The 21,608-nt window shown below is 72.5% G+C and carries 21 protein-coding genes; 11 read left to right on the forward strand and 10 right to left on the reverse strand.

From position 1 onward, the window contains the following. Positions 1-3: 3 nt before the first annotated feature. On the reverse strand, positions 4-543 hold the full coding sequence (pyrE, locus tag NOCA_RS23515) for an orotate phosphoribosyltransferase (RefSeq protein ID WP_011757780.1): 540 nt from the start codon (positions 541-543) through the stop codon (positions 4-6). Between the two features lie 43 nt (positions 544-586). Here pyrE and NOCA_RS23520 point away from each other — a divergent pair, with 43 nt between their 5' ends. After that, positions 587-1,744, forward strand: a complete 1,158-nt coding sequence (locus tag NOCA_RS23520; RefSeq protein WP_011757781.1) for a pyridoxal phosphate-dependent aminotransferase — start codon at positions 587-589, stop codon at positions 1,742-1,744. Positions 1,745-1,804: 60 nt separating this feature from the next. On the opposite strand, the gene NOCA_RS23525 is transcribed toward NOCA_RS23520, so the two are convergent. Then, on the reverse strand, positions 1,805-2,809 hold the full coding sequence (locus NOCA_RS23525) for a hypothetical protein (protein ID WP_011757782.1): 1,005 nt from the start codon (positions 2,807-2,809) through the stop codon (positions 1,805-1,807). 56 nt (positions 2,810-2,865) lie between these two features. Next, positions 2,866-5,466: an ATP-dependent chaperone ClpB gene (gene clpB / locus NOCA_RS23530; RefSeq protein WP_011757783.1), complete on the reverse strand. Its 2,601-nt coding sequence runs from the start codon at positions 5,464-5,466 to the stop codon at positions 2,866-2,868. Positions 5,467-5,596: 130 nt separating this feature from the next. Here clpB and NOCA_RS23535 point away from each other — a divergent pair, with 130 nt between their 5' ends. Continuing rightward, positions 5,597-6,391 carry a pentapeptide repeat-containing protein gene (locus tag NOCA_RS23535; RefSeq protein WP_011757784.1) on the forward strand — a complete coding sequence of 265 codons (795 nt, stop codon included), beginning with the start codon at positions 5,597-5,599 and terminating at the stop codon, positions 6,389-6,391. A gap of 90 nt (positions 6,392-6,481) precedes the next feature. Beyond that, on the forward strand, positions 6,482-7,966 hold the full coding sequence (locus NOCA_RS26170; protein WP_011757785.1) for a hybrid sensor histidine kinase/response regulator: 1,485 nt from the start codon (positions 6,482-6,484) through the stop codon (positions 7,964-7,966). A gap of 30 nt (positions 7,967-7,996) precedes the next feature. Here the strand turns inward: NOCA_RS26170 and NOCA_RS23545 are convergent, their stop codons facing one another. The 4 genes from NOCA_RS23545 to dnaK all read right to left on the reverse strand — a co-directional run bounded on the left by NOCA_RS23545 (position 7,997) and on the right by dnaK (position 12,188). Further along, a complete protein-coding gene (locus tag NOCA_RS23545; RefSeq protein ID WP_011757786.1) occupies positions 7,997-8,431 on the reverse strand; it encodes a heat shock protein transcriptional repressor HspR in 435 nt (144 codons plus the stop codon). A 1-nt stretch (position 8,432) separates the two neighbouring features. Continuing rightward, complete coding sequence (dnaJ, locus tag NOCA_RS23550; RefSeq protein WP_011757787.1) at positions 8,433-9,623, reverse strand: molecular chaperone DnaJ; 1,191 nt, start codon at positions 9,621-9,623, stop codon at positions 8,433-8,435. Between the two features lie 64 nt (positions 9,624-9,687). Then, positions 9,688-10,326 (reverse strand): nucleotide exchange factor GrpE, encoded by a 639-nt coding sequence (gene grpE, locus NOCA_RS23555; protein ID WP_011757788.1) that lies wholly within the window; start codon positions 10,324-10,326, stop codon positions 9,688-9,690. Then, entirely contained in the window at positions 10,323-12,188 is a 1,866-nt protein-coding gene (gene dnaK / locus NOCA_RS23560) for a molecular chaperone DnaK (RefSeq protein ID WP_011757789.1), read from the reverse strand. Before dnaK ends, grpE begins: the two co-directional genes overlap by 4 nt. Before the next feature lie 254 nt (positions 12,189-12,442). On the opposite strand from dnaK, the gene NOCA_RS23565 reads away from it, so the two are divergent. Together NOCA_RS23565 and NOCA_RS23570 are read left to right on the forward strand one after the other, a co-directional pair. Next, positions 12,443-13,159, forward strand: coding sequence for an aspartate/glutamate racemase family protein (locus tag NOCA_RS23565; protein ID WP_041546882.1), 717 nt, complete (start codon positions 12,443-12,445; stop codon positions 13,157-13,159). A 41-nt stretch (positions 13,160-13,200) separates the two neighbouring features. Then, positions 13,201-14,091, forward strand: a complete 891-nt coding sequence (locus NOCA_RS23570) for a hypothetical protein (RefSeq protein WP_011757791.1) — start codon at positions 13,201-13,203, stop codon at positions 14,089-14,091. 27 nt (positions 14,092-14,118) lie between these two features. Here the strand turns inward: NOCA_RS23570 and NOCA_RS23575 are convergent, their stop codons facing one another. Further along, entirely contained in the window at positions 14,119-14,616 is a 498-nt protein-coding gene (locus NOCA_RS23575) for a MarR family winged helix-turn-helix transcriptional regulator (protein ID WP_011757792.1), read from the reverse strand. A gap of 30 nt (positions 14,617-14,646) precedes the next feature. On the opposite strand from NOCA_RS23575, the gene NOCA_RS23580 reads away from it, so the two are divergent. After that, positions 14,647-15,603, forward strand: coding sequence for an EamA family transporter (locus NOCA_RS23580; RefSeq protein WP_011757793.1), 957 nt, complete (start codon positions 14,647-14,649; stop codon positions 15,601-15,603). On the opposite strand, the gene NOCA_RS23585 is transcribed toward NOCA_RS23580, so the two are convergent. Together NOCA_RS23585 and NOCA_RS23590 are read right to left on the reverse strand one after the other, a co-directional pair. Beyond that, the gene (locus tag NOCA_RS23585; RefSeq protein ID WP_011757794.1) at positions 15,522-16,097 is read right to left on the reverse strand and encodes a hypothetical protein; all 576 of its coding nucleotides are present in this window, start codon (positions 16,095-16,097) and stop codon (positions 15,522-15,524) included. The two genes, NOCA_RS23580 and NOCA_RS23585, sit on opposite strands and share 82 nt — an antisense overlap. A gap of 96 nt (positions 16,098-16,193) precedes the next feature. Continuing rightward, complete coding sequence (locus tag NOCA_RS23590) at positions 16,194-16,634, reverse strand: nuclear transport factor 2 family protein (RefSeq protein ID WP_011757795.1); 441 nt, start codon at positions 16,632-16,634, stop codon at positions 16,194-16,196. A 46-nt stretch (positions 16,635-16,680) separates the two neighbouring features. Between NOCA_RS23590 and NOCA_RS23595 the strand changes: the two genes are divergently transcribed. The 5 genes from NOCA_RS23595 (at position 16,681) to NOCA_RS23615 (ending at position 21,573) form a co-directional block, all read left to right on the forward strand. Next, positions 16,681-17,559: a TIGR03619 family F420-dependent LLM class oxidoreductase gene (locus NOCA_RS23595; protein ID WP_041546884.1), complete on the forward strand. Its 879-nt coding sequence runs from the start codon at positions 16,681-16,683 to the stop codon at positions 17,557-17,559. Then, positions 17,559-18,710 carry a hypothetical protein gene (locus NOCA_RS23600; protein ID WP_011757797.1) on the forward strand — a complete coding sequence of 384 codons (1,152 nt, stop codon included), beginning with the start codon at positions 17,559-17,561 and terminating at the stop codon, positions 18,708-18,710. Before NOCA_RS23595 ends, NOCA_RS23600 begins: the two co-directional genes overlap by 1 nt. After that, entirely contained in the window at positions 18,710-19,549 is an 840-nt protein-coding gene (locus NOCA_RS23605) for an SDR family oxidoreductase (protein ID WP_011757798.1), read from the forward strand. Before NOCA_RS23600 ends, NOCA_RS23605 begins: the two co-directional genes overlap by 1 nt. A 61-nt stretch (positions 19,550-19,610) precedes the next feature. Then, complete coding sequence (locus NOCA_RS23610) at positions 19,611-20,771, forward strand: sulfotransferase family protein (RefSeq protein ID WP_011757799.1); 1,161 nt, start codon at positions 19,611-19,613, stop codon at positions 20,769-20,771. Positions 20,772-20,838: 67 nt separating this feature from the next. After that, positions 20,839-21,573 carry an SDR family oxidoreductase gene (locus NOCA_RS23615; RefSeq protein ID WP_011757800.1) on the forward strand — a complete coding sequence of 245 codons (735 nt, stop codon included), beginning with the start codon at positions 20,839-20,841 and terminating at the stop codon, positions 21,571-21,573. The last annotated feature ends 35 nt before the right edge of the window (positions 21,574-21,608 follow it).

Consider the following 21,608-nt stretch of genomic DNA (forward strand, 5'->3'; position numbering starts at 1 on the left):
CCCTCAGGCGCCGGCCTCGCGAGCCGCGTCCAGCTCGGCCTTCGTGAGGACCGGGCGCACCTCGAGGCCGACGTCGGCGAGCGGGTGCTCGCCGGCCGGGCTGCGGTCGATGGCGCAGACCACGACGTCGACCTCCGCGCCGGCGGCGCGCAGGGCCCGGGTGGCGTCACGGACCGCTCCGCCGGTGGTGATCACGTCCTCGATCAGGGTGACCCGCCGGCCCGCGACGTCCGGGCCCTCGGCGAGCTTGCAGGTGCCGTACTCCTTGGCCTTCTTGCGGACGTAGAGGGCGGGTCGGCCGGTCAGGCTGCTGACCATCGTGGCGATCGGCACCCCGCCGAGCTCGAGGCCGCCGAGCAGGTCGGTGCCGTCCGGCAGCAGCCCGACCATCTCGCGGGCCACCCGGAGCAGTAGCTGGGGGTCGGCCTCGAACAGGTACTTGTCGAAGTACTCGGTCGCCTGCTGACCCGACCGCAGGGTGAACTGTCCGGTCAGGCGGCAGACGGCGTCGATGTCAGCGGCGAGCGTCGCGTCCAGGGTCACGGCCGAACCCTAGCCCGAGACGGCGCCGACTAGGGTCGGCCACATGCTCGCCCACCGCCTCGAGGGGATCCCGCCCACGATCTTCACGGAGATGTCGGCGCTCGCCGTCCGCACCCGGTCGGTCAACCTCGGCCAGGGCTTCCCCGACGTGGACGGCCCACCGGCGGTGATCGCGCGCGCGGTGGCCGCGCTCGAGGGCGGTCACAACCAGTACGCGCCGGGACCCGGCGTCCCGGCGCTGCGCCAGGCGATCGCCCGGCACCAGCTGCGCCACTACGGCGTCGAGCTCGACCCGGACGCCCAGGTGGTGGTCACCACGGGGTGCACCGAGGGGATCGCCGCGGCGCTGCTCGGGCTGGTGGACCCCGGCGACGAGGTGGTCGTGCTCGAGCCGTACTACGACTCCTACACGGCGATGATCCAGATGGCGGGCGGCGTACGCCGTCCCGTCACACTGCGGGCGCCCGGGTTCCGCCTCGACCCCGACGAGCTGCGGGCGGCGGTCACGCCGCGGACCCGGTTCGTGCTGCTGAACTCCCCGCACAACCCCACCGGGACGGTGCTCACCCGCGCCGAGCTGCAGGCGGTCGCGGACGTCGCCATCGAGCACGACCTGGTGGTGGTCACCGACGAGGTCTACGAGCACCTCGTGTACGACGACCACGAGCACGTCCCGCTCGCGACGCTGCCGGGCATGTTCGAGCGGACGCTCACCCTCTCCAGCGCCGGGAAGTCCTACTCGTTCACCGGCTGGAAGGTCGGCTGGGCCACCGGGCCCGCCGAGCTCGTCGGGGCGGTGCTGGCGGCCAAGCAGTGGCTGACCTTCACCTCGGGATCGCCGCTGCAGCCGGCGGTCGCCTACGCGCTCGACGAGGAGCCGGGCTTCCCCACCGAGCTGGCCGCGGAGCTGCGCGCCAAGCGCGACCTGCTCTGCGATGGGCTGGCTCGGGTCGGGCTGGATGTCCGGGTGCCCGAGGGCACCTACTTCGCCAGCACCGACATCTCCGCCCTCGGCTGGCCGGACGCCCGGTCCTTCTGCCTCGCCCTGCCCGAGCGCGCCGGCGTGGTCGCCATCCCGACCCAGGCCTTCTACGACTCCGACGCCGGACGGCACCTGGTCCGCTGGGCGTTCTGCAAGGATTCCGAGGTCATCGAGGAGGGTCTGCGCCGCCTCGCGGCCGCCGACCTCACGGCCTCCTGAGCGATACTCCCTGACGATTGCGGGGTCGATCCGCGGGCGGGACCACGCAAACGTCAGGGACTATCGGGCGAGGAACCAGAGGCGGGTCTCGGGGCGGACCAGCAGGAGGAAGGTGCCGACCGCGGCGGCCAGGGGGACGATCAACAAGAAGCCGCCGGCGACCAGCCCGGCCAGGCAGAGCGCGGCGCTGATCCCGGCGGACACCAGCAGCACGACCCGGGCCCAGTCGATGCGACGGTAGACGAGTGCCGCGAGCACGACCGCGGCCACGCACCACAGCACGACCACGGCGCTGATCGCGAGCGAGACACCGACCAGCATGCCGTCGGAGACGCCCTGCTCGGCCAGGTCGGGTCGCTGCCGGTGCACCTCGTCGAGGAGTGGGTCGGGGTCCAGGGCGAGCACGAGCGCGGTCAGCACCAGCCCGAGGGCGACCAGCCCGCTGGAGATCCAGGTGAGCGCGCACGCGGCGACCACGGGCCGCGGCCGCTCCGAGGCCACTCCCGGCACCGGCCCGGTCACCGGCCCGGTCACCTGCCCGGCCGTCGGCGGCTGGGGCCAGCGTCGCTGGGACTCGTCCGCGGGTGGCCCGACCGGCGGGACCGGTCGGGCTGCCGGTGGCGCCGGCACCGCGGGTGCCTTGCCTGCGAACCACGAGCGGGACGGCTGCAGCCACAGCATCACCGCGGACGCGGCGACCACCGAGGACACGAACCCGCCGGTCACCATCCCGGCGAGGAACAGCGGGACCGCGAGCACCGTGAGCGCCAGCCGGGCGCTGCGGCTGCGCCGCAGGACCTGGTAGCCGAGGATCGCGGCCGCGGTCGCGCAGCCCGCGGCCACCATCGACACCACGCGGAGCGTCGTGATCGCGCCGTCGACGCCGATCCCGAGATCGGCGCCGGGCGGCTCGGCGAGGAAGCGCTCGACCGACTCCCGGGTCTCCAGCGTGTGCAGGCCGCCGATCCGTTCGAAGACCATCGCGACGACGATCGCCGAGCCGACCATGATCAGCCAGGCGGCCAGGGTCACCTGGCGCGGACGGGTCGGGGTCGGTCGGCTCACGGTCTCATTGGATCACGCACGGACCGGTCTCCCCGACTCACACGGGGTCACGCCGGTCACGCGGGCGCCGTCTCGAGCGCCAGACCGTCGCCCTCCGCCGCGCGGTCGACCGACACGGTCGCGCCGTCGGTCACCTCGCCGCCGATGAGCAGCCTGGCCAGCGGGTCGCCGATGGCGCTCTGGATCAGCCGGCGCAGCGGACGGGCGCCGTACGCCGGGTCGTAGCCGACGTCCGCCAGCCACCGGCGCGCGGCATCGGTGACCTCGATGGTGATCCGGCGCACCGCGAGCCGCTTGGCCAGCAGGCCGAGCTGGAGGTCGACGATGTGGGCCAGGTCGTCCATCGTCAGCGCGTCGAACACCACGATCTCGTCGAGACGGTTGAGGAACTCCGGCTTGAACGACGAGCGCACCACGGCCAGCACGGATTCGTGCTTCTTCTCCGGGTCCAGCATGGGGTCGACCAGGTAGCCCGAGCCCAGGTTGCTGGTGAGGATCAGCAGCGTGTTGCGGAAGTCGACGGTGCGGCCCTGGCCGTCGGTCAGCCGGCCGTCGTCGAGCACCTGCAAGAGGATGTCGAAGACCTCCGGGTGGGCCTTCTCGACCTCGTCGAGCAGGACGACGGAGTACGGCCGCCGACGGACCGCCTCGGTGAGCTGGCCGCCCTCGTCGTAGCCCACGTAGCCCGGGGGCGCTCCGACCAGGCGGGCGACCGAGTGCTTCTCGCCGTACTCGCTCATGTCGATGCGCACGATCGCCCGCTCGTCGTCGAAGAGGAAGTCCGCGAGCGACTTCGCGAGCTCGGTCTTGCCGGTGCCGGTGGGGCCGAGGAACAGGAAGGATCCGGTCGGCCGGTTCGGGTCGCTGATGCCGGCGCGGGAGCGGCGTACGGCGTCGCTCACGGCCGTGACCGCGGCCCGCTGGCCGACCAGGCGCTGGCCGATGACGTCCTCCATGTGCAGCAGCTTGGCGGTCTCGCCCTCGAGCATCCGGCCGGTCGGGATGCCGGTCCAGGCCTCGACGACCTCGGCGATCTGCTCGGCCCCGACCTCCTCGCCGACCAACGGCTCGATGTCGGAGCGCTCGGCAGCACCCGCCGCCTCGATCTGCTGCTCGAGGGCGGGGATCCGGCCGTAGAGCAGCTCGCTGGCCTTGCCGAGGTCGCCCTCGCGCTGCAGCCGGTCGGCCTCCATGCGCAGCTGGTCGAGCTGACGGCGCAGCTCGCCCTCGCCCTCGAGCGTGGACTTCTCCCGCTCCCACCGGGCCTCGAGCGCGCGCAGCTCCTCCTCGTGGTCGGCGAGGTCCTGGCGCAGGTTGGCCAGCCGCTCCTTGGACGCCTCGTCGCTCTCCTTGGCGAGCGCGAACTCCTCCATCTTCAGCCGCTCGACCGCGCGCCGCAGCCGGTCGATCTCCTCGGGCGAGGACTCGATCTCCATCCGCAGCCGCGACGCGGCCTCGTCGATGAGGTCGATGGCCTTGTCGGGCAGCTGCCGCCCGGAGATGTAGCGGTCGGACAGCGTCGCGGCCGCGACCAGCGCGGCGTCGGTGATCCGGACGCCGTGGTGGGCCTCGTACTTCTCCTGGATGCCGCGCAGGATCTGGATGGTGTCCTCGACACTGGGCTCGCCGACGAACACCTGCTGGAAGCGGCGCTCGAGCGCCGGGTCCTTCTCGATCCGCTCGCGGTACTCATCGAGGGTGGTCGCGCCGATCATGTGCAGCTCGCCGCGGGCCAGCATCGGCTTGAGCATGTTGCCGGCGTCCATCGCGGAGTCGCCGCCGGCGCCCGCACCGACGACGGTGTGCAGCTCGTCGATGAAGGTGATGACCTGCCCGCCGGCGGCCTTGATCTCCTCGAGGACCGCCTTGAGCCGCTCCTCGAACTCGCCGCGATACTTCGCCCCGGCGACCATCGCGGCCAGGTCGAGGCTCAGCACCCGGCGGCCCTTGAGCGAGTCGGGCACGTCGCCCGCGACCACGCGCTGGGCGAGCCCTTCGACGACGGCGGTCTTGCCGACGCCGGGCTCGCCGATCAGCACCGGGTTGTTCTTGGTGCGCCGCGAGAGCACCTGCACGACGCGCCGGATCTCGGCGTCGCGACCGATCACCGGGTCGAGCCGGCCCTCCTCGGCGGCGGTGGTGAGGTCGACGCTGTACTTCTCCAGCGCCTCGTACGTCGACTCCGCGTCCTGGCTGGTCACCCGGCGGTTGCCGCGCACCGCGGTCAGCGACTCGCGCAGGCCGTCGGCGCTCAGGCCGGCGTCGGTCAGCACCGTGCGGGCGCTGCTCTCGACGGTGGCCAGCGAGATCAGCAGGTGCTCGCTCGCGACGTAGTCGTCCTTCATGCCGGCCGCCAGGTCGAGGGCGCCCGCGAGCACCCGGGTCAGCGCCGCGGAGGCGCTCGGCTGCTGCACGGTGGCGCCCGAGGCCTTCGGCAGCCGGTCCCGGTCGGCGGCGGCGGCCCGGACCAGGCCCGGTACGTCGACGCCGGCCTTGGTGACCAGGTTCGCGGCGGTGCCCTCCTCCTGGAGGAGCAGCGCCACCAGCAGGTGGATCGGCTCGGTGTGGATGTTGCCGGCCGTGGTCGCCGACAGCTGGGCGGACTCGATCGCCTCGCGGCTGCGGGTGGTGAACTTCTCGGCGCCGAACTGGCTCATGTGCGTCATTCTCCTCATGCATCGCTGCGCCGGTCATCCCTGCGCCGGCCCCACTTGATCCAACGCACCCAAACTTGAGTCTGTTCCACTCAACTCTGGGAAATTCTCGCAGGCCAGGGAGGATGGTCCGGTGCCCCCGCTGGAGCTGACCGCCGACTGCAGCCGCTGCCACGCGCTGTGCTGCGTCCTGCTGCCGTTCCGTCGCGACGGCGGCTTCGGCGCCGACAAGCCGGGCGGTGTGGCCTGCCACCACCTGCGGACCGACGACCGGTGCGCGATCCACGCCGACCTGCGCGAGCGCGGCTGGCCCGGCTGCGCGACCTTCGACTGCTTCGGCGCGGGCCAGCACGTCACCCAGGTGACCTACGGCGGCGCGTCGTGGCGCGACCTCGAGAGCACCGGCGAGCTCGGGGAGATGGCCGCCGTGCTCTCGGTGGTGCGCCGCGTCCACGAGCTGATCCTGCACCTCCAGGAGGTCGCCCAGCGCTCACCGGACCCTGCCGCGGACGAGCTCGCCGGCCGGCTGCTGGCGCTGGGCGACGCGACGCCGGTCGAGCTCCTGACGACCGACCTCGAGGCGCTGCACGAGACCTGCGGGGACCTGCTCGCGGCGGCCAGTCTCCGGGTCCGCGGGCCGGGCGCACCCGACCTCACGCACGCCGACCTGGCCGGACTGGACCTGCGGCAGCGCGACCTGCGCTCGGCAGGTCTGCGCGGCGCGCTGCTCCTCGGCGCCGACCTCCGGGCGGTGGACCTGGGGCGGGCCGACCTGCTCGGAGCCGACCTGCGTGGCGCGGACCTGCGCGGCGCCGACCTCGCGGACGTGCTGTTCCTCACCGGACCCCAGCTGGCGGGGGCGCGCACCGACGACACGACCCGGGTGCCGGGCCGGCTGTCCCGATCGGCGGCCGACGCCGAGGGGTGATCTGGACCACCTTCCGCCGATGTCCTGGATCCCGCCGACGGCATGCCGGTGCCGATCTACGGTGATCCGACCCGCCCGGAGGGAGGCACGATGACGGCCGCGACGAACCCTACGGCCGCTCGCCGCGTCGTCATCGTCGACGACACCCCGGACCTCCGCGCCCTCCTGCGGATCGCGCTGGAGCGGGCCGGCTACGTCGTGGTCGGCGAGGCGGGTGACGGCAGGGCGGGCATCGAGGTGGTCCGCGAGCAGCGGCCGGACCTGGTGATGCTCGACCTGTCCATGCCGGTGCTGGACGGCCTCGAGGCGCTGCCGCCGATCCGGCGGCTGATCCCGGACGGCACGATCGTCGTGCTCTCGGGGTTCGGGCCCACCACGATGTCCGAGCGCGCCCTCGCGCGTGGCGCCGACGGCTACGTGCAGAAGGGTGCGCCGCTGCGGTCGATCATCCAGAGCGTCAACGGCCTGGTGGCGGGCGTGGTCGAGGGCGCCGGGCACGGCCGACCCACCGCCGAGGGCACCCCGCTGGTGCACCCCGTCGTCGACCCGGCGGACGGGCCGGCGGACGGGCCGGCAGACGAGGTGGACGAGACGGCCGCCGTCGACAGCCAGGCGGCCTGCCCGCCGGTGGGGCCGCACGTGTCCTCCTGGGAGGCGCTGGGGATGGCACCGGTCGGGGTGCTCGAGCTGGCCGACGAGCCGCTGTTCCGGGTCGTCTACGCGAACACGCTCGCCCAACGGCTGCTCGGCGCGGCCGTCGTGCCCGGGTCACCGCTGGGTCTGGTGTCGGCCGAGCTCGCCGCGCTGCTGTCCACCCACCGGCTGGAGGCGGATGCCTCCTTCGAGGTGGCGTTGGCGACCGGCCGCGCCCGGGCCACCGTGCGCCGTACCGGCTGGTCGCTGTGCGTCTACCTGGACTCCGCGGTCGACGACGTCGCGCTGCTGCGGCGGGCGATCGCCACCTCGGCCCACGAGATCCGCGGCCCGGTCGCGGTCATCTGCGGCACCGCCGAGACGCTGCAGCTGGCGCCGGACCTCTCCCAGCGCGAGCTGCACCGGATGGCCGAGTCGATGGCCCGCCAGGCGCGGATCCTCGACGGGATCACCGCCGACCTCCTGACCGCGGCACAGATCCAGCGGGGCACGCTCCGCCTCGACATGCAGCCGGTCGACCTGCGCTCGCTGATCGAGGGCGTCGTCGCCGACCGGTACGCCGTCGACCTGGTCGTCGAGGACGACCGCTCGGTCCGCGGCGACCCGCTGCGCCTCGAGCAGGTCCTCACCAACCTGCTCAGCAACGCACACAAGTACGGGCGCCCACCCGTGACCGTGCGGGTGTACGCCGCGGGCGACCGCGTCTGCGTCGACGTCCGCGACCAGGGCGACGGCGTACCGCCGGAGTTCCGCCCGCAGCTGTTCCGGGAGTTCAGCCGGGCGCGGTCTGCGGTCGCGACCGGCACCGGCCTCGGGCTCTTCGTGGTCCGCACCCTGGCCGAGGCCCAGGGCGGCGAGGTCTCCTACACGCCCGGCCGGCCGCGCGGGTCGGTGTTCACGATCAGCCTGCTGCCCGCCTGATCGCGGGCGCCGACCCGGAAGAAGGGGCGGTCAGCGGCCGCGGCGCCACACCACGACCGACTGGCCCGGGTCGGGACCGCGCAGCACCGGCAGCGTGTTGGGGCGGCCGCCGGTCCGGGCCGACACCGCCTGGCGGAGCGCGTCACGAAGCGCGTCGAGCTCGTGCAGCAGCTCCTCGTTGCGTTGCGCCAGCGCCGCCACGCGGTGCTCGAGCTCGAGGATCCGGCGTACCCCCTCGATGCCGGTTCCCGCGGCGGTGAGCTCGGAGATCTCCCGGAGCCGCTCGATGTCTCGGTGTGAGTAACGGCGCCCGCCGCCGACGGTCCGGCCCGGCGAGACGAGGCCGAGGCGCTCGTAGGTGCGCAGCGTCTGCGGGTGCAGGCCGCTCAGCTCGGCGGCGACGCTGATGACGAACACCGCGGCATCGGGGCCGGGCGGCTCGAACGGGGGTCGGCGGGTCGGCATCTCACGCCTCCTCGAACAGCTTGGAGCGCAGCGGCTTGCCGGCGCTCGCGTCGCGGTAGGCCTGGACCGCCTCCCGGGCGGCGGTGTCGAGCACGGCCGGCACCTGGACCTCGACAGTGGCGAGCAGGTCGCCCCGGCTGCCGTCAGACTTGGGAGCACCCCGGCCGCGCACCCGGAAGGTCCGGCCGTTGGGGGTGCCGGCGGGGACCTTGAGGGTCACCGGGGCGCCGCCGAGGGTCGGGATCTTCAGATCCGCGCCGAGGGCGAGCTCGTCGAAGGAGACCGGCACGTCGAGGGTGAGGTTGTCACCCTTGCGGCCGAACAGCCGGTGCGGGGAGACCTTGACGGTGACGAACAGGTCGCCGGCCGGGCCGCCGTTCTCGCCGGCGCCGCCCTTGCCGCGCAGGCGGATCCGCTGGCCGTCGCGCACCCCGGCCGGGATCCGCGCCTGGATGGAGCGCGCCGAGGTGCCGCGACCGGAGCCGTGGCAGGTCGGGCAGGCCTCGTCGTACACGAGCTGGCGGCCGCCGCAGCGGGGGCAGGTCTCGTTGATCGAGAACGCCCCGCCGGCGGAGGACACCACGAAGCCGGCGCCGTCGCATTCGGGGCACACGTGCGGCTTGGTGCCGGGCTTGCCGCCGGTGCCGTGGCAGTCCGGGCACGGCGCGTCCGAGGTGAGCCGCAGCGAGATCGTGACGCCGTCGATGGCGTCGGTGAAGCTGATCGTCGCCGTGGTCTCGACGTCCTGGCCCTTCTGCGCCCGCGGCCGCTGGTGCTGCCGGCCCCGGCCGAAGCCGCCCCCGAAGAGGTCGCCGAACATGTCACCGAAGCCGCCTCCGCCACCGGACGCCCGGTCGCGCAGCAGGTCGTCGAGGTTGAACCCTCCGCCCTGGCCGCCACCCCCGAAGCCGCCACGGAACGCGCCCGAGCCGTAGAGCTCGCGCATCTCGTCGTACTTCTTGCGCTTCTCGGGGTCGCCGATGACGTCGTAGGCCTCGGCGACCGCCTTGAACTTGTCGTGCTTGGCCTTGCTGTCCGCAGAGTCGCCGGGGTTGGAGTCGGGGTGGTTGGCGCGCGCCAGCTTGCGGTAGGCCTTCTTGATCTCCTCGGCCGAGGCGTTCTTCGTCACGCCCAGCTCGGCGTAGAAGTCCTTCTGGGCCCAGTCGGCCCGGAAGCCGTCAGTGGTGCTCACCCACGCACCCCCTCTCCGTCCTCGTCGTGATCGTTCGCATCAACCCGTCGCAGTGGCTCTGCGGCTAGGCGGTGGGCCCGCTCGGCGGGTCGACCACCAGCACCTGCGCGGCCCGCACCACCCGCTCACCCATCCGGTAGCCGGCCTTGGCGATCACCTTGCAGGTGGTCACCGCGACCTCCGGATCCTCACCGATGTGGGAGAGAGCATCGTGGATGGCCGGGTCGAACGGGTCGCCCGGCGCGCCGAACCTCGTCAACCCGAGGCCGGCCACCGCGCGCTCGAGCTGCTCGGCGACGGCCTTGAAGCCGCCGTCGAGCTCGTCGTGCTCGCGGGCCCGGTCGACGGCGTCCAGGACGTCGATGATCGGCGTGAGCGCGACGTACGTCGCGTTCTGGCGGATCAGCTCCCGGTCGCGGTCGACACGCCGCTTGTAGTTGAGGAACTCGGCCTGGAGGCGCTGGAGGTCGCCGGTCAGCTCGTCGACGGCCCGCTGGGCGACCGTGAGGTCGTCCTCGACCTGCTGCCCGACCAGCTGCTCGGCCTCCTCCGCGGCCTGCTCGGCCGCGCGCTCGTGCGCGGAGCCCGCGGCGGGCTCCTCCGGGGAAGCCGCGGAGGCGGGAGGCGGCTGCTCCTGGGCAGCCGCCTCGTCCGCCGAGAGCGCCTCGTCGGGACGGGAGTCGGTCCGGGGCTCGTAGGTCACTTGGACTCGCCCTCGGCCCCGTCGTCGGCGCCGCCCTCGTCGACGATCTCGGCGTCGACGACGTCGTCGTCGGACTCACCGGTCGCCCCCGCCGAGCCGCCGGCCGCGGCCGAGTCGGCCTCGGCGGCGGCGTACATCGCCGCGCCCATCTTCTGGCTCGACTCGCCGAGCTTGGTGACGCCGGCGCGGATGTCGTCGGCGCTGGCGTCCTCCTTCTCGAGGGTCACCTTCAGGGCGTCGACGTCGGCGCGGACCTCGGTCTTCACGTCGTCGGGCAGCTTGTCGCTGTTCTCGTCGAGGAACTTCTCGGTCGTGTAGACGAGCTGCTCGGCCTGGTTGCGGGTCTCGACCGCCTCGCGACGCTTGGCGTCCTCCTCGGCGTACTGCTCGGCCTCGCGGACCATCCGGTCGATCTCGTCCTTGCCGAGCGCGGAGCCGCCCGAGATCGTCATGGACTGCTCCTTGCCGGAGGCCTGGTCCTTGGCGGTCACGTGCACGATGCCGTTGGCGTCGATGTCGAAGGTGACCTCGATCTTCGGGATGCCCCGCGGCGCCGGCGGCAGGCCGGTGAGCTCGAAGTTGCCGAGCGGCTGGTTCTGCGCCCACATCTGGCGCTCGCCCTGGGCGACCTTGATCTCGACCGACGGCTGGTTGTCGTCGGCGGTCGTGAAGATCTCCGAGCGCTTGGTCGGGATCGTGGTGTTGCGCTCGATCAGCGTGGTCATCACGCCGCCCTTGGTCTCGATGCCGAGCGACAGCGGGGTGACGTCGAGCAGCAGCACGTCCTTGACCTCGCCCTTGAGGACGCCGGCCTGGAGCGCGGCACCGACGGCCACGACCTCGTCGGGGTTGACGCCCTTGTTGGGCTCCTTGCCGCCGAGCAGCTCCTTGACGACCTCGGTGACCGCGGGCATCCGGGTCGAGCCGCCGACCAGGACCACGTGGTCGATGTCCTTGATCGCGACGCCGCCGTCCTTGAGCACGCTCTGGAACGGGCCCTTGGTGCGGTCGAGCAGGTCGGTGGTGAGCCGCTGGAACTCGCTGCGGGTGAGCTTCTCCTCGAAGTGCAGCGGACCGGACTCGCCGTGGGTGATGTAGGGCAGGTGGATCGTGGTCTCGGACGAGGAGGACAGCTCGATCTTCGCCTTCTCGGCGGCCTCCTGGAGGCGCTGCTTGGCGATCTTGTCGGCCGCGAGGTCGACGCCGTTGTTGTCCTTGAACTTCTTGACCATCCAGTCGACGATCCGGGCGTCCCAGTCGTCGCCACCGAGGTGGTTGTCACCGGAGGTCGCCTTGACCTCGACCACGCCCTCGCCGATCTCGAGCAGGGACACGTCGAACGTGCCGCCGCCGAGGTCGAAGACGAGGATCGTCTGGTCGTCGCCCTTGTCCAGGCCGTAGGCCAGCGCCGCTGCGGTCGGCTCGTTGACGATCCGCGACACGTTGAGGCCCGCGATCTCACCGGCCTCCTTGGTGGCCTGACGCTGGGCGTCGGAGAAGTACGCCGGGACCGTGATGACGGCGTCGGTCACGGGCTCGCCGAGGTAGGCCTCGGCGTCGCGCTTGAGCTTCTGCAGCACGAACGCGCTGATCTGCTGCGGCGTGAAGTCCTTGTCGTCGATCTTGGTCAACCAGTCGGTGCCCATGTGCCGCTTGACCGACCGGATGGTCCGGTCGACGTTGGTCACGGCCTGCCGCTTGGCGACCTCGCCGACGAGCACCTCGCCGGACTTGGCGAACGCAACCACCGACGGCGTGGTGCGGGCACCCTCTGCGTTGGCGATGACGGTGGGCTCGCCACCCTCCAGAACGGCCACGACGCTGTTCGTCGTGCCCAGGTCGATGCCGACCGCACGTGCCATGTCTGCTACCTCCAGCTTGAGTCTCGGGTTGCGGCCATCCTGCGCCGCCAGCGGTGAGTCTTGCAAATAAGTTGAGTCGGTTCAACTCAACTTCGCTCACCGGGCCCAACGCAACTGTGGGCGCCCGTTGTTCCCGGTCCCCACCGGGGCCGCGCGGCGGCCCCGGCGCGGTCGGGCGCCTCGGCAGCGCCGCCCTGGAACCGGCGCGGAGACCGGGGTTCCGCGGGGGTCCTCGAGCACGGCAGGCTGGGGCCATGCAGACCATCGGCCTCATCGGCGGCATGTCCTGGCTCTCCACGGAGGCGTACTACCGCCGGATCAACGAGCAGGTCGCCGCGCGTCGAGGCGGGCACGCGTCGGCACGGATCACCCTGCAGTCCCTCGACTTCGCGGAGGTCCGCGAGTGCCAGCTGCGGGGCGACTGGCAGGGCGCCGGCGACCTGCTCGCCGGGGCCGCGCGGCGGTGCGAGGCCGGCGGTGCCGACCTCGTGGCGATCTGCACGAACCTGATGCACAAGGTGTTCGCGGACGTCGAGTCGGCCGTGTCCGTGCCGGCCGTGCACATCGCGGACGCGGTCGCCGCCGTCGCCCGCCGCGAGGGCTGGACCACGCTCGGGCTGCTGGGCACGTCCTGGGTGATGGAGGAGACGTTCTACGCCGACCGCCTGGCCACCCACGGCATCGCGGTGGTCGTGCCCGGTCCCGCCGACCGCGCGGAGGTCGACCGGGTGATCTTCGAGGAGATCACGCGGGGGCGGTTCCTGGACCCGGCGCGCGAGCGGTACGTCGCGGTGATGCGGGACCTCGCCGGCCGCGGGGCCCAGGCGGTGGCCCTCGCCTGCACCGAGATCGGCCTGCTCGTCGGGCCCGACCAGGCGCCGCTGCCGACCATCGACTCCGCCACCGCCCACGCCGACCTCCTGGTCGACCTGGCCCTGGCGGCGCAGCCGGCCGACCGGGTCAGCGGATAACCGGGTCGCGCCCCGACACCCGGATCCGCCAGCATGAGCGGGTGCAGGCGACCCGGACCGCCCAGCGCTGGGCGTTCGCCGTGGGCTGCCTCGGCCTGCTGGCCGCGGCGGTGGCCGGCTGCTCGGACGCCGACCGGTCCACCGAGCAGCCGCGCGCGCCGGCCGGCGTCTCGCTGTCCTTCGTCCAGCTGCGCATCGACGAGGGCACCGACCGGGCCCAGCTGCGGGTGGTCAACGGGTCGGGGAGCGACCTCACCGTCACCGGGGTCGGGCTGGACTGGCCGGGCTACGGGGAGTTCCTCGACGACTACGACACCGTGGTGGTCGCGGGCCGGGTGCTCGACCTGCGCGTCACACTTCCCGAGCCGCGCTGCGAGGACGCCGACCCGGCCGACGCCGACGACGCCGCCGTCGTGGGCCAGCTGCGCGTCGGGGTCGCCGGGCACGACGTGGTCGTGCGCGACGAGCTCGACGAGAGCGGCCGCGGCTACGTGACCCGGATCTGGCAGCGTCGCTGCCAGGACCTGCTGGTGGCCCGCAGCGTCACGATGTCGTACGGCGGCCACTGGGCCATCGAGGGCTCGGGACGCCGGGCGCGACTGGTGGGGACCGTGACGCTGCGCCGCGAGCAGTCCGCCGGCACGATCCGGCTGCGCGGCTTCCTGGGCTCCGTGCTCCTCGAGCCGCACCTCCCGCGGCCGGTCGTCCTGACGCCCGGTGCCGACGAGGTCACCGCGCCGCTGGAGATCGTCGTACCCAGGTGCGACGAGCACGCGCTGACCGAGAGCAGCCAGACCTTCCACCTGCAGGCGTCGTTCCGGTTCGGCGCCGACGAGCCGGTCCAGGTGCTGCGGCTGCCCGGCGCGCGGACCCGCGAGGCGGCCCAGCGGCTGATCGACGAGGCGTGCGTGATCGACGGCTCCGCGGAGTAGCCCGGCGCTCCGCTCGGCCTCGGTCCCTCAGACACCGAGGCTGCGGCCCCATGCCTCCAGCAGGTGCGCCAGGCGGGCGCGCTCCAGCTCGGTGAGCGACCCGACCAGCCGGTGCTCGTTGGCCATGTGGGCCTCGAAGGCGCGGTCGATGAGGTCGAAGCCGGCCGGGGTGAGCGCGACCACCCGGCTGCGGGCGTCGCCCTCACCCACCCGGCGGGTGACCCAGCCGTGCTCGACGCAGCGGTCGACGCGCTTGGTGACGGCGCCCGACGAGACCATCGTCGAGGCAGCCAGGTCGCCGGGCGTGAGCTCGTACGGCGCTCCTGTGCGGCGCAGCGTCGCCAGCACATCGAACTCGCCCTCGCCGAGGCCGAACCCGGCGTACACCTCCACCAGCTCCTCGGTGAGCCGCGCGGCCACCCGGTGCAGGCGGCCGATGATGCCCTGGGGAGAGGGGTCCAGGTCGGGGCGCTGCTCGTGCCACTGCGCCATGATCCGGCCGACGTGATCCAGGTCGCTCGCCATGGCCGGAATATATCTGACACGGAAACTATTATGTCTTCCGTGGAAACTACCTGGGGTACGTTGAGCCTGACGGCCCTGGCCCCGATCGCGTGGGGCTCGGGCTACTACGTCACCGAGGCGTACCTGCCCCCGGACCGGCCGCTGTTCGGCGCGATGGTCCGGGCGCTCCCCTTCGGGCTGCTCCTGCTGGCCTTCCGGCCCCGGCTCCCGCAGGGCGAGTGGTGGGCCCGAGCGCTGCTGCTCGGCATCCTCAACGTCGGGGCGTTCTTCGTGCTGATCTTCGTGGCGGCGTACCGCCTGCCCGGCGGGCTGGCGGCGACCCTGACCGCGACCGCGCCGGTGATGATGATGCTGCTCGCCTGGGGGTTGGTCCGCGAGCGCCCGCGCGCCGCCTCGCTCGCGGGGGCAGCGGTGGGGTTCACCGGCGTCGCGCTCCTGGTGCTGCGCGGCGGCGCCGCGGTCGACCCGGTCGGCGTCGCGGCGTCGTTCGCCGCGGTCGCGATGTCCTCCCTCGGCTACATCCTCATCAAGAGGTGGGAGCCGCCGGTCGACCTGCTGACGTTCACGGCCTGGCAGCTGGTCGCCGGCGGCCTGGCGCTGCTCCCGGTCGCGCTCGTCGTCGAGGGCGCCCCGCCGCCGCTGGACCTCCGTGCGGTCGGCGGCTTCCTCTACCTGGGCCTCGTGGCGACGGTGCTCGCGAACGTCGTGTGGTTCCACGGCCTGCGCCGGCTCCCGGCCGCCGGGGTATCACTGGTGGGCCTGCTGAACCCGGTCGCCGGCACCGTGGTCGGCGTCGCGCTGGCCGGGGAGATGTTCGGGCCGACGCAGGCGCTCGGGATGCTCCTCGTGCTCGTCGGCATCCTCGCCGGCCAGCCCGCGATCGCGACGCGGCTGCGGATCCGGCGTCAGCCGATCGTGACCCTGATCTCGTTGGACTCCAGCCCGGTGTCGGTGTCGACGACCCGGAACCGGTTCGGGCCCGAGTAGCTGGTCGCCACCGAGGTCTGGAACGTCTCGTCGCTGACCGAGGCGGTGACGGGGAAGTCCCGCCACGACCCACCGGTGAACCGCTGCACCTGCAGGATGGCTCCCTCGCCGCCCGGGTAGACGCCGGTCAGGTCGAAGGTCTCCATCGGCCCGGCCGAGGTGACCGACGCCGAGAGGGTGATCTGCTTGCGCGCGGACTTGGACCTGGTCGGCTCGGTCGCCGGCCCGCTGCTCACCGGCGTCGACGCCCCGGGCGCGAGCGTGATCTCGGGCCCGGTGGCCGCCGGGGTCTTCTCCGGTCGGGGCAGGTACATCGACCGCTCCGAGCCCGTCCCGGCGCCGGTGCCGCCGCCGCCCACACCGAGCACGCTGGCCCCGGCCACCACGACCAGGCCCATGATCAGCCCCACGACGACGGCGACGCCGACCAGCGCCACCAGCCCGGTGGCGATCGGGTGGCGTTCGTCAGGGCGCTCGGGCGGCTGCTCGGACACGCGGTCATCTCCCCCGGGTCGTGGCGTCGTACGTCGTCACCATTGTCGGTGACCCACACAAGCCCCACCAAACGGGCCGGCGCCGCCCGAGTGCGCTCAGAGGCCCCGCTTCCAGACGATCTCCTCGTGCAGGCGGCGGCTGCGCCAGCCGTCGGCGGTGCGCACCATCGTGTGGTGGTACAGCCCCCCGAACTCGACGATGTTCGTCGCGTCCGGGCCGTCGGCTCCCCCGGGCTCGGGCAGCGGCATCGGGTTGTGGAAGTACGCCGTCACCTGTGCGGTGTCGCCGTCGAGCCGGGCGTCCACCTGGGCCAGCGAGTGCATCCGGCGCGGGAAGAAGGCCGGCAGCACCTCGGCCAACCAGGCCTTCACCGCGGGATAGGTGTCGGCGATGCCGCCGGACTCGGTGTAGTCGATCTCCGCGTCCGGGGTGAACACGCTGTCGAGCGCGTCCCAGTCGCCGGCGTCGATCGCGCGCGTGTAGCGGACGAGCACGCCCTCGATCTCGAGGCGGTCGCTGATCTCCTGGAGGTCCACGGAGACACTCTGGCAGAAAACTGAAACACGTTCTACTGTGTGGCCCATGCGATTCACCTACGCCGAGGCGATGACCCAGGCGCAGTTCTACGCGCCGCTCGCCCAGGCCGCCGAGCGCGCGGGCTACACGTCGATGACGGTGGCCGACAGCCTGATCTACCCGAAGGACTCCGACTCGAAGTACCCCTACACCGACACCGGGGACCGGGAGTTCCTGGAAGGCAAGGAGTTCATCGAGACGATGGTGCTGTGCGCCCACCTGTTCGCGCACACCACGACGCTGCGGCTCACGCCGTTCGTGCTCAAGCTCCCGATCCGGCCGCCGGTGCTCGTCGCGAAGCAGGCCTCCTCGCTGGCGTTCCTCTCGGGCAACCGGCTCGGCCTCGGCGTCGGCATCTCGCCGTGGCCGGAGGACTTCGACGCGATGGGCGTCGCGTGGCAGCGGCGCGGCAGGCGGATGGACGAGTGCATGGACATCCTGCGCGGACTCACCACCGGCGAGTACTTCGAGTACCACGGCGAGTTCTACGACGTCGACGCGATCAAGCAGTGCCCCGGCGCCTCCGAGAAGATCCCGCTGCTGGTCGGCGGGCACGCCGACGCCGCGCTGCGGCGCGCCGTACGCAAGGGCGACGGCTGGATGCACGCCGGCGGCGACGGCGAGGAGCTGGACCGGCTGCTCACCCGCCTCGCGGAGATCCGCCGGGAGGAGGGGGTGGCGGGCGACGATTCCTTCGAGGTGCACGTGATCTCCTACGACGCCTACGACCTCGACGGCATCAAGCGGCTGGAGGACAAGGGCGTGACCGACTGCATCGTCGGGTTCCGGGTGCCCTACATCAAGGGCCCGGACACCGAGCCGCTGGAGAAGAAGGTCGAGCACCTCGAGCGGTACGCCGAACAGATCATCCACAAGGCCGGCTGATGGGCGACCTGACCCGTCCTCTCCAGGACGCGATCGCCGAGGCGGAGAAGCTGATCGAGAGCGCGCCGTTCATCCGCACCGAGCAGGACCTGCTGGAGGGCTACGACTACCTCTCCGGGCGGATCCGGATGGCGCTGCAGATGGCCTTCGACCACGACCTCGCGCGGCCGCTGTTCATCAACCCCACCCACCAGTTCTCCCGCCAGGGCCTGGACAACCCCGATGCCATCTACTTCAACGCCTACCTCGAGGAGGGCGTCGAGTACGTCGTGCGCGGCGTGCGCGGCAGCACCGCCGACCTGTCCTTCCAGGTGATGGGCGGGGCCTACACCGCCGACTCGGCGGCCACGTCGATGCTCGCGTTCGACGACCGCGAGCTCGACCTCGCCGAGGACGGCTCGTTCGAGTTCAGCTACGTCGCCGAGCCGGGCGCGAAGACGATGATCGTGCGCGAGGTCTTCAACGACTGGGACACCGAGGAGCGCGGCCGGATCTGGATCGAGCGCACCGACACCCTCGGGCTCCCGGCCGCGCCGCTCACCCGGGCGCGGCTGGAGCGGAAGTACGAGGTCGCCGCCAAGCTGCTGACCGGGTCCATCCGGACCTGGCTGGCGTTCCCCCAGTTCTTCGAGCGCCAGGAGCCCGCCAACCAGCCGACCCCGCCGAGGTCGACGCCCGGCGGTCTGTCGTCGCAGCGCTCGTCGATCGGCCACTACGAGCTCGACGACGACCAGGCGCTGATCATCACCGTCCCCGAGTGCACCGACTGCGCCTACCAGGCGATCCAGATCGGCTCGGACTGGTACGTCTCCACCGACTACGAGACCCACCAGACCTCGCTGACCAAGGCCCAGGCCGTGGTGGATCCCGACGGCCTGATGCGGTTCGTCATCTCCGAGCGCTCCCCCGCCGGTCCCGACGCGCGGCTCGCCAACTGGCTCGAGTGCACCGGCCACCGGACCGGGTCGCTGATGCTGCGCTGGCAGCGCCTCGAGCGCGACCTCGGCCCCGCGGACGGCCCCGTCGCCGAGGTCGTCGCGCTCGCCGACGTACCGGACAGGCTGCCCCACTTCACCCCGATCACCACCGAGCAGTACGCCGAGCGGATCGCCGCCCGGCAGCGCTCCGTCGCCCGAAGGATGCTGAGCTGATGACCGACCTTGGCTACGCACAGGCCCACGACACCTCGATCGAGGACCGCTACGACGCCGTACCCCTGCTGAAGGGCAAGGTCGTGGTGATCTCCGGGATCGGGCCCGGCCTGGGCCGCTCGCTGGCCGAGGAGGCCGCGAAGATGGGCGCGGACCTGGTGATCGCCAGCCGCACCGAGGCCCGCCTCGTCGAGCTCCAGGGCGAGCTGGAGGGCCACGGCGTCAAGGTCGTGAGCGTGGTCACCGACGTGACCGACGAGGACTCGCGGGTCAACCTGCGCGACCGGGCCCTCGAGGCGTTCGGGCGCGTCGACTGCGTGATCAACAACGCGTTCGCGATCCCGCCGATGGACCCGATCACCCGGATCGACCCGCGCAAGCTCGCGAAGGTCAACGAGACCAACGTGTTCGCGCCGCTGCGGCTCTCGGCGCTGTTCGCCGACGCGCTCGCGGAGAGCAGGGGCTCGATCATCATGCTGAACTCCTGCGTCTCCTTCTCCTCCCAGCCCGAGTACGCCGGCTACAAGCTGTCCAAGGGCGCGCTCGAGCACCTCGCGTCGTCGCTGGCCACCGAGCTCGGCCCGCGCGGGATCCGGGTCAACAGCGTGGCGCCGTCCTACATCTACGAGGACGTCAACCGCGGCTACTTCGACTTCCTGGCGGCCGTCGAGGGCAAGACGCACGAGGAGGTGTACGCCGAGAAGGCGGCGCCGACCGACCTCAAGCGGCTGGCGTCGGCCCAGGAGGTCGCCCGGGCCGCGCTGTTCCTCGCCTCCGACCTCGCCTCCGCGGTGACCGGGCAGATGCTCACCGTCGACTGCGGGGAGTTCCACGACTGATGGCGACTCGGTGGCGGGCCCGGAGGCCGGGGTTTTCGGCTGTGGACCGGCAGGCAGCGTGATGTCCGAGAACGTGATGACCCGGGAGCGGGTGGACGTCGGCTCGTACGAGGACATCGCCGCCGCGGCCATGCGCACGACCGGCCTGTCCGACTTCGGGGCGGGCCTGCACGAGGAGGGGCTGCGGGTCCTGGTCGACGACCTCGCCTCGCCCGAGGCCGGGCTGACGCCGCGCGGCAACTACTTCCAGCGCTCGGAGGTGAAGAGCGCGCTGGTCGGCGTACTGCTGACCCAGGCGCAGTTCGCCACGCACCCCGAGCACCGCGACGTCCCCATCGAGCGGCCGGTGTTCGTGCTGGGCCTGCCGCGCACCGGCACCACCGCCCTGCACCGGCTGCTGCACGCCGACCCGATGGCACAGGGCCTGGAGATGTGGCTGACGCAGTACCCCCAGCCGCGACCGCCGCGGGAGACCTGGGAGGCCGACCCGATCTTCACCGCGATGCAGCAGGCGTTCTCGGCGCACCACGTGGAGAGCCCGGAGTTCATGGGCATCCACTACATGGATGCGACGACGGTCGAGGAGTGCTGGCGGCTGCTGCGCCAGACCGGCAAGTCCAGCTCCTACGAGTCCCTGGCCAACGTCCCGCGCTACTCCGCCTGGCTGCGGCGGCAGGACTGGACCGACGCCTACGCTCGGCACAAGGAGAACCTCCAGCTGGTCGGCCTCAACGACCCCGAGAAGCGCTGGGTGCTCAAGAACCCCTCGCACCTGACCGCGCTCGACGCGCTGATGACCGTCTACCCGGACGCGCTGATCGTCTACACCCACCGCGACCCGGTCGTGTGCATCGCGTCGTCGTGCTCGCTCTCCGCCGAGACGACCGCGGGGCACAGCACGACGTACGTCGGCCGCACGATCGGCGAGACCCAGCTCGACCTGTGGTCACGGGCGTTCCACGCGTTCCACGACGCGCGCGGCCGCTACGACCAGGCGCAGTTCGCCGACGTCGCCTTCCGCGACCTGGTCGCCGACCCGCTCGGCGTGACGCGCGGGATCTACGAGCAGTTCGGCCTCGACTGGACGCCGGCGGCGCAGGCGGCCATCGAGGAGATCGACCAGGAGTCCAAGCAGGGCAAGGCGAAGCCGTCCCACACGTACACGCTCGAGGACTACGGACTCGCCGAGGCCGAGGTGCGCACGGCGTTCGACCGGGGGTGAGAGCTGCGCCGGGCGGCGACCGGAGCAGACCTAGTGTGGAGGCGAAGATCGTCCCCTAGGAGCAGCCATGAAGATCGCCGTCGCCGGCGCCACCGGGCTCATCGGAGCCCAGCTCACCACGCTCGCCCGGGAGGAGGGGCACGACGTCGTCGAGCTCGCCCGGTCGACGGGGTTCGACCTGCTCCGGTCCGACGGCGCCGACCGGCTCCGGGAGGCGCTGACCGGGGTCGAGGCCGTCGTGGACGTGACCTCGAGCGCCGACCCGACCGGGGTCGAGACGTTCTTCACCACCGTGGCCCGCAACCTGGGCCAGGCGGCCACCGGGGCCGGGGTGGCCCGCACCGTCGTCCTCTCGATCGTGGGCGTCGACCGCAGCCCGGACTTCGACTACTACGTCGCCAAGCTCGCCCACGAGCGGGCCACCCGCGAGCACGCGCCCGGCCCGGTCGTGTTGCGGGCCACGCAGTTCCACGAGTTCGCGGGCCAGATGCTGGCCTGGAACACCCACGACGGCGTCGTCCAGGTCATGGACGTCCCCAGCCAGCCGGTGGCGACCGGCGAAGTCGTACGCGTGCTGCTCGACCTGGCGACCGGGGCACTCACCGGTGACCAGGACCTCGCCGGCCCGCGCCCCGAACGGCTGGTCGACCAGGTGCGGGCCCTGGTCGACCGCGCCGGCTCGGACGTCACCGTCGAGGCGGCGCCGGCCGCGCCGAGCATGGCCGACGGGTCGATGCTGCCGGGCCCCGGCGCGCTGCTGCGCGGACCCGACTGGGCCACCTGGCTGGACCAGCAGGCCTGACGGGTCGTGTGCCTGAGCACGCGCCATGGCGCGTG

The organism is Nocardioides sp. JS614 (genome assembly GCF_000015265.1).
Taxonomy (GTDB): domain Bacteria; phylum Actinomycetota; class Actinomycetes; order Propionibacteriales; family Nocardioidaceae; genus Nocardioides.

Coding starts and splice junctions, on each gene's coding strand:
- NOCA_RS23520 (WP_011757781.1), top strand. CDS start 587: ATGCTCGCCCACCGCCTCGAGGGGATCCCGCCCACGATCTTCACGGAG.
- clpB (WP_011757783.1), bottom strand. CDS start 5,466: ATGAGCCAGTTCGGCGCCGAGAAGTTCACCACCCGCAGCCGCGAGGCG.
- NOCA_RS26170 (WP_011757785.1), top strand. CDS start 6,482: ATGACGGCCGCGACGAACCCTACGGCCGCTCGCCGCGTCGTCATCGTC.
- NOCA_RS23545 (WP_011757786.1), bottom strand. CDS start 8,431: ATGCCGACCCGCCGACCCCCGTTCGAGCCGCCCGGCCCCGATGCCGCG.
- dnaK (WP_011757789.1), bottom strand. CDS start 12,188: ATGGCACGTGCGGTCGGCATCGACCTGGGCACGACGAACAGCGTCGTG.
- NOCA_RS23565 (WP_041546882.1), top strand. CDS start 12,443: ATGCAGACCATCGGCCTCATCGGCGGCATGTCCTGGCTCTCCACGGAG.
- NOCA_RS23575 (WP_011757792.1), bottom strand. CDS start 14,616: ATGGCGAGCGACCTGGATCACGTCGGCCGGATCATGGCGCAGTGGCAC.
- NOCA_RS23580 (WP_011757793.1), top strand. CDS start 14,647: ATGTCTTCCGTGGAAACTACCTGGGGTACGTTGAGCCTGACGGCCCTG.
- NOCA_RS23595 (WP_041546884.1), top strand. CDS start 16,681: ATGCGATTCACCTACGCCGAGGCGATGACCCAGGCGCAGTTCTACGCG.
- NOCA_RS23600 (WP_011757797.1), top strand. CDS start 17,559: ATGGGCGACCTGACCCGTCCTCTCCAGGACGCGATCGCCGAGGCGGAG.
- NOCA_RS23605 (WP_011757798.1), top strand. CDS start 18,710: ATGACCGACCTTGGCTACGCACAGGCCCACGACACCTCGATCGAGGAC.
- NOCA_RS23610 (WP_011757799.1), top strand. CDS start 19,611: ATGTCCGAGAACGTGATGACCCGGGAGCGGGTGGACGTCGGCTCGTAC.
- NOCA_RS23615 (WP_011757800.1), top strand. CDS start 20,839: ATGAAGATCGCCGTCGCCGGCGCCACCGGGCTCATCGGAGCCCAGCTC.